Origin of the sequence: Noviherbaspirillum sp. (genome assembly GCF_035654295.1) — a bacterium.
Classification (GTDB): Bacteria; Pseudomonadota; Gammaproteobacteria; order Burkholderiales; family Burkholderiaceae_D; genus Noviherbaspirillum.
Map to the genome: position 1 here is coordinate 1 of NZ_DASRXF010000137.1, position 11,785 is coordinate 11,785.

The 11,785-nt window shown below is 63.2% G+C and carries 11 protein-coding genes; 8 read left to right on the forward strand and 3 right to left on the reverse strand.

Annotated features, from left to right (window positions below; translation table 11 throughout):
- Positions 1-471, reverse strand: a 471-nt coding sequence (locus tag VFF99_RS13590; RefSeq protein WP_325018735.1) for a hypothetical protein, incomplete at its 3' end; no start/stop codon positions are given.
- Here VFF99_RS13590 and VFF99_RS13595 point away from each other — a divergent pair.
- The 3 genes from VFF99_RS13595 to VFF99_RS13605 are packed head-to-tail and all read left to right on the forward strand — an operon-like array spanning position 464 to position 2,170.
- Entirely contained in the window at positions 464-787 is a 324-nt protein-coding gene (locus tag VFF99_RS13595; protein ID WP_325018736.1) for a hypothetical protein, read from the forward strand. The genes VFF99_RS13590 and VFF99_RS13595 overlap by 8 nt on opposite strands.
- Positions 756-1,625 (forward strand): FecR family protein, encoded by an 870-nt coding sequence (locus VFF99_RS13600; protein ID WP_325018739.1) that lies wholly within the window; start codon positions 756-758, stop codon positions 1,623-1,625. Before VFF99_RS13595 ends, VFF99_RS13600 begins: the two co-directional genes overlap by 32 nt.
- Before the next feature lie 2 nt (positions 1,626-1,627).
- Complete coding sequence (locus tag VFF99_RS13605; protein WP_325018741.1) at positions 1,628-2,170, forward strand: cyclic nucleotide-binding domain-containing protein; 543 nt, start codon at positions 1,628-1,630, stop codon at positions 2,168-2,170.
- Here the strand turns inward: VFF99_RS13605 and VFF99_RS13610 are convergent, their stop codons facing one another.
- The gene (locus VFF99_RS13610; RefSeq protein ID WP_325018742.1) at positions 2,171-4,537 is read right to left on the reverse strand and encodes a GspE/PulE family protein; all 2,367 of its coding nucleotides are present in this window, start codon (positions 4,535-4,537) and stop codon (positions 2,171-2,173) included.
- Positions 4,538-4,832: 295 nt separating this feature from the next.
- Between VFF99_RS13610 and VFF99_RS13615 the strand changes: the two genes are divergently transcribed.
- The 4 genes from VFF99_RS13615 (at position 4,833) to VFF99_RS13630 (ending at position 10,202) form a co-directional block, all read left to right on the forward strand.
- A complete protein-coding gene (locus VFF99_RS13615) occupies positions 4,833-5,600 on the forward strand; it encodes a 3',5'-cyclic-nucleotide phosphodiesterase (protein ID WP_325018744.1) in 768 nt (255 codons plus the stop codon).
- 104 nt (positions 5,601-5,704) lie between these two features.
- Positions 5,705-7,333: an HD domain-containing phosphohydrolase gene (locus VFF99_RS13620; protein ID WP_325018746.1), complete on the forward strand. Its 1,629-nt coding sequence runs from the start codon at positions 5,705-5,707 to the stop codon at positions 7,331-7,333.
- A 20-nt stretch (positions 7,334-7,353) separates the two neighbouring features.
- Positions 7,354-9,621, forward strand: coding sequence for a CHASE2 domain-containing protein (locus tag VFF99_RS13625; RefSeq protein WP_414691540.1), 2,268 nt, complete (start codon positions 7,354-7,356; stop codon positions 9,619-9,621).
- Between the two features lie 71 nt (positions 9,622-9,692).
- Positions 9,693-10,202, forward strand: a complete 510-nt coding sequence (locus tag VFF99_RS13630; protein ID WP_325018749.1) for a CinA family protein — start codon at positions 9,693-9,695, stop codon at positions 10,200-10,202.
- Between the two features lie 91 nt (positions 10,203-10,293).
- Here the strand turns inward: VFF99_RS13630 and VFF99_RS13635 are convergent, their stop codons facing one another.
- Positions 10,294-11,193, reverse strand: a complete 900-nt coding sequence (locus VFF99_RS13635; protein WP_325018751.1) for a YihY/virulence factor BrkB family protein — start codon at positions 11,191-11,193, stop codon at positions 10,294-10,296.
- 184 nt (positions 11,194-11,377) lie between these two features.
- On the opposite strand from VFF99_RS13635, the gene VFF99_RS13640 reads away from it, so the two are divergent.
- The coding region (locus tag VFF99_RS13640; RefSeq protein ID WP_325018753.1) for a glycine zipper 2TM domain-containing protein at positions 11,378-11,785 on the forward strand (408 nt) is incomplete at its 3' end.

The window sequence follows — 11,785 nt, forward strand, 5'->3', positions numbered from 1 at the left end:
CACCTGCACGGCCAACCCGACGCAGACCGGATGCGCAGTAGTCTTGCCCCCGCTTTCGAGCTGCACCGCCAATCCGACCCAGAGCGGCTGCTCGGTCGTACTGCCCAGCCTGACGAGCTGCACGGCCAATCCGTCGCAAACCGGCTGCTCGGTCGTGCTGCCCAGCCTGACGGTCTGCACCAGCAACCCGTCGCAAACCGGCTGCTCGGCCGTGCTGCCGACCGTGGATGCCTGCACTGTGAACCCGCAGCAGCCCGGCTGCTCTGCGGTGCTGCCCACACTGTCTGCCTGCACAAGTGCTCCCTCGCAGCCCGGCTGCTCGGCCGTGCTGCCCAGCATGGCGAGCTGCACGAGCACGCCGACCCTGCCCGGCTGCACGGCGGTGCTGCCGACGCTGGCGCAATGCTCGGCCACGCCGTCGCTGGAAGGCTGTTCCGCGGTGCTGCCGGCAGTGAACAAGTGCGTGACCAATCCGACCCTGCCCGAGTGCCAGGCGGTATTGCCGCCGCCGACCGGCGGCACCGACGGCGGCACGCCTGCCCCCACCCCGGCCAAGGCCATCAGCGACTCGGTGGCCCGCACCGCCAACACGGTGGTGGCGACCACGGCCAAGGCGCAGGCCTCGACTACCCGTCAGGCTGGCAGCGGCAGTGCCTCCGGCGGCGGATCGGGCGAGCAGGCACCGAACAAGGGTGAAGAGCGCAAGGACGAGAAGAAGACCACGTCCACGGCGGAAGACAGCGGAGCGAAGAAGAATGAACCAGCCACAAAGATGTATTGCAACTAAGCCGCCGCTGTTTACCACAGCGTTGTTTGCCGCGGCGCTGCTGGGCACGGCACCGGCATGGGCGGGACCGGTGGGCACGGTGGTCAACCTGAGCGGCGCGCTGCTGGCCAAGAAGGCCGATGGCACGGCCAAGGTGCTGTCGGTGAAATCGTCGGTGGAGCAGGGCGACATGCTGGTGAGCGAGAAGGACACCTACGCGCGCATCCGCTTCATCGACAACAGCGAAATCACGCTGCGGCCGAACTCGCAGCTGAAGATCGACAACTTCAGTTTCGAGGAAGACAAGCCGGAGCAGGACAATGCAGCCTTCAACCTGGTCAAGGGCGGACTGCGGGCGGTGACGGGGACGCTGGGCAAGCGCAACAAGGAAAAGTTCGGGATGAACACGCCGACGGCGACGATCGGCATTCGCGGCACGATCTTCATTGCGGAGTACATCGCGCCGAGCGAGGCGGCGTTGGCCGCGTACGGCATGGCGAGCGTGGCCGCGGCCAGTTACACCGACGCGCGCAGCGACATGCCGATGGCGGTGCCGCTGCAGGTGCTGCCGCCACTGGCGCAGGCACCGGCAGTGCCAGGTGCGAGCAGCAGCCGCGCGCCGGGCCTGTACGTGCAGGTGCTGGACGGCATGATCCACCTGACCAACCAGGGCGGCACACAAAACTTCGCGGCGGGGCAGTTCGGCTACACGCCGAGCTTCTCGCAGCCGCCGGTGATACTGCCGTCCAACCCGGGAATCCAGTTCACGCCGCCGCCGGCCTTCTCCACCGGCTCGGGCAGTCAGACAGGATCAGGCGGGCCCGGCGGCAGCGATGCCGTCGATTGCGTGGTGAGGTAGACATGCAGGCCGCACCGATACCAGACAGCTTCACGCTCATGGGCGCCGGCACGGCGTTCAGGGAAAAGATCTGCGACATGATCGCGGAGTCGCGCTTGTTCATGGATCTCGACTGGAAGGATATCGAGGCGCTCGCCGGTTTCGTGCAGTGTTACGAGGTGAGTGCCGGCACGATCATTTTCAAGGAAGGCGATCCCGGCAGCTATATGTGCCTGCTGGTGCAGGGGGAGGTCGAGATCTTCAAGTATGACCAAGAAGGCAAGCCGCACCGCATCGTGCAGATTCAGCGCGGCAAGACGGTGGGGGAAATGTCGATTGTCGACGGCGAGCCGCGTTCGGCCACCTGCATCGCCTCCCAGCCCAGCGTGCTGCTGCTCCTGACCAAGGACAGCTATCACCGCATGATGCACGACCGGCCGGTGCTGGCCTTGCACATCCTTTCCAAGTTGGCCAAGCTGGTCAGCCAGCGCCTGCGCGGCGTGAGCGGGCAGCTCGTGGAGTATCTCGGCCCCGAGCGGCGTAGGAATGCGCCGCTGGTGACCTGATCACTTGATGCAGACGGCGCGGACCTGTTTGATGTCCGTGATGCCCGACAACACCTTCTCGATGCCGTCCATCTTCAGCGTCAGCATGCCGTCCTCCAGGGCGGCGGCCAGCATCTGCGCCACGCGTGCGTGTTCCTGGATCAGCTTCTTCAGGCCATCGGTACCGAGCATCAGCTCGTGCAGGCCGACGCGGCCCTTGTAGCCGCCGTTGCACTCGTCGCAACCCACGGCGCGGTACAGCTTGAACTTGCCGTCGCTGCCAGCGTAGTTCTTCTTCCAGGTGTTGAGCACGCCCTCGTAACCAGCGTTCTCGTCCTCCTTGAAGGACTGCGTGTTGCGCAACTCTTCGCAATATTCGGCCAGCAGCAGGCGTAGTTCCTCTTCCGAAGGTTCGTAGGCCGCCTTGCAATGCGAGCAGAGGCGCTTGGCAAGACGCTGGGCGAGTACGCCGAGCAGGGCGTCCGCGAAGTTGAACGGGTCCATGCCCATGTCCAGCAGGCGGATGATCGATTCCGGGGCACTGTTCGTGTGCAGCGTCGCGAACACCAGGTGGCCGGTGAGGGATGCCTCGATGCCCATCGACACGGTTTCCTTGTCGCGCATTTCGCCGACCATGATCACGTCCGGGTCTGCACGCAGGAAGGCACGCATCGCGGTCGCGAAGTCCAGGCCGCTCTTGCGGTTGACCTGCACCTGGCGCAAGCCCTTCTGCGTGATTTCCACCGGGTCTTCCGCGGTCCAGATCTTGGTTTCCGGGGTGTTCAGGAAGTTGAGCACCGAGTGCAGCGTCGTGGTCTTGCCCGAGCCTGTCGGACCGCACACGAAGAACAGGCCGTAGGGCTTGCTGACGGCGGTCTTCAGGCGCTCCAGGTTGTGCGGCAGCACGCCCAGCTTGTCGAGGGGGATCGGTTCGCCGGCGGCAAGGATACGCATGACGATGTCTTCGACGCCGCCCGCGGAGGGAATGGTCGCCACGCGCAGTTCGATGTCGAGCGGAGCGTATTTCTTGAACTTGATCTTGCCGTCCTGCGGCTTGCGGCGCTCGGAAATGTCGAGATCGCACATGATCTTGATGCGGGCCGACAGCGCATTGCGGTAGCTTGCCGGGATCTCGATGTAGGGCTCGAGCGATCCGTCCTTGCGGAATCGGATCATTGTCTTTTCCTTGCCCGGGCGCGGTTCGATGTGGATGTCTGACGCATTCTGCCGATAGGCGTCGATGATGATCTTGTTGACCAGCTTGACCAGCTCGTTCTCGGCCGCGGCGGAAAGGTCGGCTTCGGACAGGTCCGATCCCTCGTCGTCGCCGTCGTCCATGCCCGACAGCAGGTCGCCGACGGAGGTGAGGTCGCCCTCGGCGCCGTAGAACTGGTCGATGGTCTGGCGGAAATCGCGGTTGGTCGTCACGCGATAGGACAGCTTCGCTTTCGGGAAGACGTTGTTGATGACGCGCGCGTTGCGTACATGCTCGGGATCGATGGCGAGGATGACCATGCCTTCCTTGCCTTCCTCGATCGGCACCCACATGTTCTGCTCGACGAACTCGCGCTTGAGGTTCTTGAGCAGGTCCACCGGCTTGACGCGGTCGGCCTTGTGCGCTTCGTAGGGCACGCCGAAATGCTTGGACAGCGCCTGCCCGATCGCCGCCGTCTTGACCTGGAATTCCTTGATCAGGATTTCCTCGATGTCCTCGTTCTTGCGCCGCGCCGAACGCGTCGCCAGTTCCAGTTCGGCGGCGGACAGCACCGACTCTTCCACCAGCACGCTGTACTTCGAGCGGATCAGCGGCGTCGGTTTCAGACGCTGGGTGTAGGCGATGGCCAGCGTCTTGCACAGTTCCTTGATGCCTTCCTCCGCAATCGCGCTGAAGGGTTCCCCGTCGCGGTTGTTGATCAGCTGGATAGCGCCGAGCAGCTCGTTCTTCCCTTCATCGATCAGTGGGGCAACCAGCATCTGCTTGGTGCGATAGCCGGTCGCCTGGTCGACGCCGCGCTGGAAGTGCAGGTCGGGCGAATGCGACTTCAGTTCGGTGTCGTCGTAGACGTCGCGCAGGTTGAGCACGCGGCGCGACAGCGCGGTATACCCGGCCAGGCTCTGGGACGAGATCGGCAGCTTGAAATCCTTGAACGAATTCAGGCCGGTCTTGATCTTGGAGACGATGCAGGTCTTGTCGTCGCTGAGCACGTACAGCGTGAGACGGTCGGCGTTGAACAGGTCGCAGATGTCCTGCGACAGGTCCATCATGATTTCGTCGAGGTTGCTGGTCGCGTGGATCTTGTTGGTGACTGCCTGCAGTTTCTTGAAGAACGCCAGCCGGATATTGACGTCGTCGGGAGTGCCTCGTTGTGTTCCAAGAACCGCGCTCATGAGTGGTCGTCCATCAGGGGAAGTTTCATATTTATTAATATCGCCCCGTGAGATTCGGCGCGATCCGCCATTGCGGCGATCCTTTCATCATAAAGGATTGCGTTGCGAAAATGTATCACCGGGGCACGCTTAATTTTCCTCTGCCGGCTTGGGACCACGAAAAAGCCGCAATTCCGTGGATTCGGTCTACAATCATTCAAAAAAGCAAAGGGGGGAGCGTGATGAGCTCGCTTTTTGCGGCGTACCTCAAGGCGCCGCACACAACACACTGCCCGGTACTCCCGGGCGTCGCAAAATGAGATTGCAGGTACTTGGATGTGCAGGAGGGATCGGCGGGCGCGAGCGCCTCACCACCAGCCTGCTGGTAGATGACGATATTCTCCTGGATGCAGGCACCGGGCTCACCAGTCTCGCCATCGACCAGCTGATCCGCATCGAGCACGTGTTCATCACGCATTGCCATCTCGACCATGTGGCCGGTCTCGCCTTGCTGGTCGATTCCGTGCAGGGCAAGAAATCCCGGCCGATCACGGTGCACGCGACGGAGAAGGTCATCGCCTCGCTCAAGAAGCACCTGTTCAACTGGGTCCTGTGGCCGGACTTCGCCGCCATCCCGAGCAGCGAGAACCCGTCGCTGCGCTGGGAAACCGTGGAGCCGGGAGAGTTTATCGACATCGATGGCCGACGCCTCGCCCCCCATTCCGTCAACCATACGGTCGGCTCGGTCGCCTACATGGTGACGAACGCAAAGTCAGGGTTCCTGTTCTCCGGCGACATGTCGTCCACGCCGGAACTCTGGACCGCCCTCGAATCCGAGAAAAAGCTTGCCAAGGTCATCGTCGATTGCTCGTTCACCAATGCGGACATGGAGCTGGCCGCCAAGTCCATGCATTTCTGCCCGCGTTCCCTGATCGAAGACATCCGCGGCACCGCGCATTCCATCGAGTTCCTGATTTATCACCTGAAGCCGGGACAGGAAGACCAGATCATGCGCGAACTGGCGGAGGAAGGCGGCGGCCGTCCCTTCCGCGCGCTCAAATGCGGAGACGAATTCGTCTTCTGATTCAACTTTTTGATTGATGCTGCGGCAGCCAGCGAGGTTGCGTCGATGCGCCTGCCGCACTGCAACTGCAACCACTGCCGGGATGCCGGGGCAACCGGACAATAATGAGTGACTCGAGTTACACCGATATCGCACAGCGGCTGGAGCAACTGACCGAACTCAGCGTCGAGCTCAGCACCAACCACGACATGCCGCTGCTCCTGGAAAGGATACTGAAGGCGGCAAAGGCCATGACGCACGCGGACGGCGGAACGCTGTACCGCACACGCGAAGACAAGCAGGCTCTGTGCTTCAACATCTCGATCAACGACACACTGGGCATGTACCAGGGCGGCACCAGCGGCCACAAGATCGAGATTCCCGATATCCCGCTGGTTACAGCGTCCGGCGAGCGCAACCTCAGCGCCGTGGCCGCCTATGCCGCCAACACCGGCACGTCGGTAAACATCCAGGACGTCTACCAGGTCGAAGCCTTCAACTTCTCGGGCATGCGGAAGTTCGACGAGACGTTCAACTACCACTCGCAGTCCTTCCTCACTGTGCCGATGATGGACCACGAGCGCGAAGTCATCGGCGTGCTGCAGCTCATCAACGCCAAGGACCCGGCGACCGGCAAGACGCGGGCCTTTTCCGATACCGACCAGCGCTTCATCGAGGCACTGGCCTCGCAGGCTGCGATCGCGCTCACCAACCAGCAGCTGATCCAGTTGCTGGAGAACCTGTTCGAATCCTTCGTCAAGTTGATCAACATCGGCATCGACGAAAAATCGCCGCACACCGGCCGCCATTGCGAGCACGTGCCCGAACTGACGATGATGCTGGCCGATGCCGCGCACGACACCGACAAGGGCCCGCTCACGGAATTCCGGATGACGCCGGCCGACCGCAAGCAACTCTGGATTGCTGGCCTGCTGCACGACTGCGGCAAGATCACGACGCCGGTGCATGTGGTCGAGAAGGCGACCAAGCTGGAAAGCCTGTTCGACCGCATCCACCTCGTCGATACGCGATTCGAAGTGCTCAAGCGCGATGCGGAAATCCGCTCGCTCAAGGAGAAGCTCGCGGCCGGCAACGACCCGAAGCGGCACGAGGAAATCAACCGTGGCCTGAGCGAAGAGCTCGCGCGGCTCGACGACGACCGCGAGTTCCTGCGCTTTGCCAATATCGGATCCGAAGCGATGTCCCCGGAGGCGCAGAAGCGCGTGACCGACATTGCGCGCACCCGCTGGATCGGGCCGGACGGCTATGAGCGCGACCTGCTGAGCGAGGATGAGGTCACCAACCTCACCATTCGCGCCGGCACCCTCAATGCGCAGGAACGGGAAATCATCAACAACCATATCTCCGTCACGATCCGCATGCTGGAGTCGCTGCCATGGCCGAAGCACTTGCAGCAGGTGCCCGAATACGCCGGCGGCCACCATGAGCGGATGGATGGCAACGGATACCCGCGCGGCTTGCGCGGCGATCAGATGTCGGTGCAGGCGCGCATGATGGCGATCGCCGACATCTTCGAGGCGCTGACGGCGAAGGACAGGCCGTACAAGAAGGGCAAGACCCTCAGCGAATCGCTGGAAATCCTCGGCGGCTTCAGGCTGCGCAACCACATCGACCCGGATCTCTTCGACATCTTCGTGCGCAAGAAAGTCTATCTGCAGTACGCGCAGCGCTTCATGGACCCGGCGCAGATCGACGATGTCGATGAAAGCCGGATCCCGGGCTATACGCCCTGACCGGCGCACCAGGGAGAGTCATCTTGCGTTTCCTATCGAAGTTCGGTTCGCGCTGGGCGGTGGCCCTGTGCCTGACACTGCTCGCTGCGCTGCAGATCGCGTATTTCCCGCCGCTGCCTTTCATCGAGCGCCTCGACGTGCTGGCCTACGACATGCGCATGCGCGTGCAGAACGGCGGCCTCGACCCGCGCATCGTGATCGTCGATATCGATGAGAAAAGCATCGCCGAGATCGGACGCTGGCCGTGGAGCCGCGATGTGGTGGCCAGGCTCGTCGACAAGCTCGACCAGAAGTATTTCGCCAAGTCGGTGAGCTTCGACGTGATCTTTTCCGAAGCCGACACCAGTTCCGGCTACGGCACGCTCGAATCGCTGGCGCGCAAGGAGTTCAGGGACATCGCCGGATTCCCGGAGCGGATACGCGCGCTCAAGCCGCGCTTCGACTACGACCACAAATTCGCGGCCGCACTCGACGGGCGCGCCACCATCCTTGGCTATTTCCTGTCGAACGAACCGGACGCGGTGACGAAGGGAATGCTGCCGGCGCCGGCCTTTTCCATCTCCGAACTGGGCGGCATGGAAATCGACTCCACCGCATACAAATCCTATGCCGGCAACCTGGAAGACCTGCAGTCCGCCGCGCGGGCCGGCGGCTTCATGAACCCGACCCAGGACCCGGACGGCACGATCCGCCGCCTGAGCCTGCTGGCGCGCGTGGGTGACAACTATTACGAATCCCTCGCGCTGGCGACGGCACGCGTGGGCCTGGGTGCGAGCAAGATCAAGCCAATCTTCTACACCGAAGATGAAACGCAGCTGAGCGGTGAAAACCATCGCACCTACGGCGCGCTCAAGGCGTTGCGCCTCAACAGCAAGCCCAAGGCGACCACCATTCCGCTCGAGCGCCACATGACGGCGCTGATCAACTACCGCGGGCCCGGCGGCCCGCGCGGCGGACAGTTCCGCTACGTGTCGGCGGTCGACGTGCTGCAGGAAAAGGTACCGATGGAGCACCTCGCGGATACCATCGTGCTGGTCGGCACCACCTCGGCCGGCTTGAAGGACTTGCGTCCCTCGCCGGTGAACACCGATTACCCCGGCGTCGAAATGCATGCCAACATCATCGCCTCCATCATGGACGGCGAATTCAAGCAGGAGCCGGACTTCAGCATCGGCCTGCAGCTGGCGCAGGTGGTTCTCATCGGCCTCACCCTCGGGCTCCTGCTGCCGGTACTGACGCCGCTGCCCTCCATCCTGGCGTCCGTGCTGGCAATGGCGGGCGTGGTCGGCGCCAACTTCGCGATGTACCAGTACCTGAACTGGGTAGTGCCGATTGCGGTATCGCTCCTGCTGGTGGCGGCGCTGTTCATCTTCAACATTGCCTGGGGCTACCTGTTCGAGTACCGCAAGGGCAGGGCGATGGTCAACCTGTTCGGTGAGTACGTGGCGCCGGAGCTCGTGGCTGTCATGGCGGCCAATCCCGAGAACTACAGCATGGAAGGCGAAAGCCGCGAACTGACGGTGCTCTTCTGCGACGTGCGCGGCTTCACCACAATCTCGGAAGGCCTCGATCCGAATGCGCTGCGCGAATACATCAACATCTACCTCACTGCGATGTCGGAAGACATCCGCGGCAACCGCGGCACGCTGGACAAGTACATCGGCGACGCCGTCATGGCCTTCTGGGGCGCGCCGGTGGACCTGCCCGACCATGCGTCGCGCGCCGTGGCCACCGCGTTGAAGATGCAGGCAACGGCCAAGGCGCTGAACACCGATTTCATGGCACGCAACTGGCCGCCGCTGAAGATCGGCATCGGCCTCAACACCGGCGAGATGCGCGTGGGCGACATGGGTTCCAAGATCCGCCGCGCCTACACGGTGATGGGCGACGCGGTGAACCTGTCCTCGCGCCTGGAAGGGATCACCAAGGTCTATGGCGTCGGCGTCGCCGTGGGCGACGCGACCAGGCGCGCGGCGCCGCAGTTTGCCTATCGCGAACTCGACCGCGTGCGGGTCAAGGGCAAGAACGAACCCGTGCCGATTTTCGAGCCGCTGGCGCTGGATGCAGAACTGGATGCGGCCCGCAGGGCAGAGGTCGAACAGTGGCATGCGGCGCTGGCCCTGGTCCGTGCGCAGGATTGGGACAAGGCCGAGGCCCTGCTCAACGGACTCCTCGCGGTGCATCCGGACGAAGTGCTGTACCAGCTCTACCTGAAGCGCATCGAGCACCTGCGCGCCAATCCCCCTGGCGCGGATTGGGACGGCGTGACGACTTTCGAGACCAAGTAACTCCGCCGGCGCGAAACGAAAACCGCGAACGCTTGTCTATCCTTCGTATGACCCCATCATGAGGGAGACGAATGGAAAACCTCGAACGCATTGCCGACTATTTCGACCGCCACAAGCTGCGGCTTGTCACCGCCGAGTCCTGCACCGCCGGGCTGGTCGTCGCCACGCTCGGCGATGTGCCGGGCTGCGGCAGCTGGCTCGAATGCAGTTTCGTGACCTACGCACCGGAGGCGAAGTGCCGGCTCCTCGGCGTGAACCCCGCCACCATCGAGAAGTACAACCTCACGAGCGAGGCCGTGGCGCGCGAGATGGTGCACGGCGCGCTGCGCAATAGCCACGCAACCGCGGCCGTCGCCAACACCGGCATTGCCGGGCCGACGCCGGCGGACGGCATTCCGCCCGGCACCATCTGCTTCGCCTGGGGCTTCGAGCATGAAGGCACGACGCTCGTGTTTTCGGAAACCCGGCGCTTCGACGGCGACCGTAACGCGGTGCGCAAGGCAGGCGCCGAATATGCGATCGAACGCATCGTGCATTATCACAGCCAGCTCGCCAACGGCACCGGCCCACGTTCCAGTTGATTAAAGGTCGGTAGGGTGGGTAGAGCGCAGCGAAACCCACCTGCGCTCCTCCGAACGTTATTTCGGCGGATTTCGCTTCGCTCTACCCACCCTACGATCCTTGGGTCTTCGCTTCCCGCGTGCTCATGCTGCCGAACCACAGCGCATACTGGCGCGTCAGTTCCGCACCGAGAAAGAATATCTGCGCGGAATAGTAGACCCACATCATGAGCGCGATGATGGAGCTGGCCGCGCCGAAGCTGGTGACGAACTCGCTGTTGCCCAGGTAGGCGCCGATGAGCTTTCGTCCAATCTGGAACAGGGCGGCGGTGACGATGGCGCCGACCCAGACATCGCGCCACGGCAGCCGTACTTGCGGCAAGAGTTTGTAGATGGCGGCGAACAAGGTCGCGATCACGCCGAAGGAGATCGCGGACGACAGGGGGAGGAGGATATAGGTGGCGTCGCCCCAGAATGCGCCGATGTATTTCTCCAGCACGGCGAGCGCCGCATTGATGGACAGGGAGATCAGCAGCAGAAAGGCCAGCACCAGGATCAGGCTGAATGAAAGCAGGCGGCTGCGGATGAAGAGGATGATGCCAGGCTGATGGGCTTGCGGTACTTCCCAGATTTCGTCGAGGCTGTCTTTCAGTTCCCCGAACACGGTGGTGGCGCCGACGATGAGCAGGCCGATCGCCGTCAACGTTGCCAGGACCCCCGCTTCCGTATTGCGCGCATTTGCCAGCAGCAACTGGATGGCCTCGGCGCCTGCCGGCCCGACCAGCGCGTTCAGTTCGTCGAAGATCGCACCGCGTGCCGCGGCCTCGCCGAAAATCGCGCCGGCGATCGCCAGCACCATGACGAGCACCGGGGCAAGCGAGAACAGCGTGTAGAAGGCCAGCGCCGCACCCTTGCTGGAAGCACGGTCGTTGATCCATTCCTCCACCGCGCCGACCAGCAGCCTTCGCAGGCGCTGCATGAATGTGTGCGGCTTGTCGTGGGAATGTTCCATGGGGGAAGTCGGGCGCGCTGTGTTCCTGTTTCGATTATCTTTTTGGTGCGCCCGCGCTTCCATGACAAAAGCCAACTCGCGCTGCCGTCGCCAGCGAAACATCTTGTTGCACTCGTTACCTGCCGACACTGGCTGCGGCTTCCCCTTTTGGCGTTTAATGACCGCACACACAATGAGGTCTGCCATGAAAACTTCTTCCCGAATTCTCCTCTCCGCCACTATTGCCGCGACCATCTTCATCACCGGATGCGCGAGCACCGGTCCCGGCTATCCGGTCGTCGGCCCATCCTATCCCGCCCCGGTGCAGACTTACCCGGCATCCTCCCCGGTCTACGGCGCCTATGGCAGCAGCTACGGCATCGTCGAGTCGATCCAGCTGGTCCAGGGGGGCGGAAATGAGGGCATCGGCACCGGAGCGGTGGTCGGCGGCGTCGTCGGCGGCCTCCTGGGCAACCAGGTCGGCGGCGGGCGCGGGAAGAAGGCGGCCACGGTTGCCGGTGTAATCGGCGGCGCCATGGTCGGCCACCAGATGGAGCGCAATGCACAGGGGCGCAATGCCTACCAGCTCGGCCTGCGCATGGATAACGGCAGC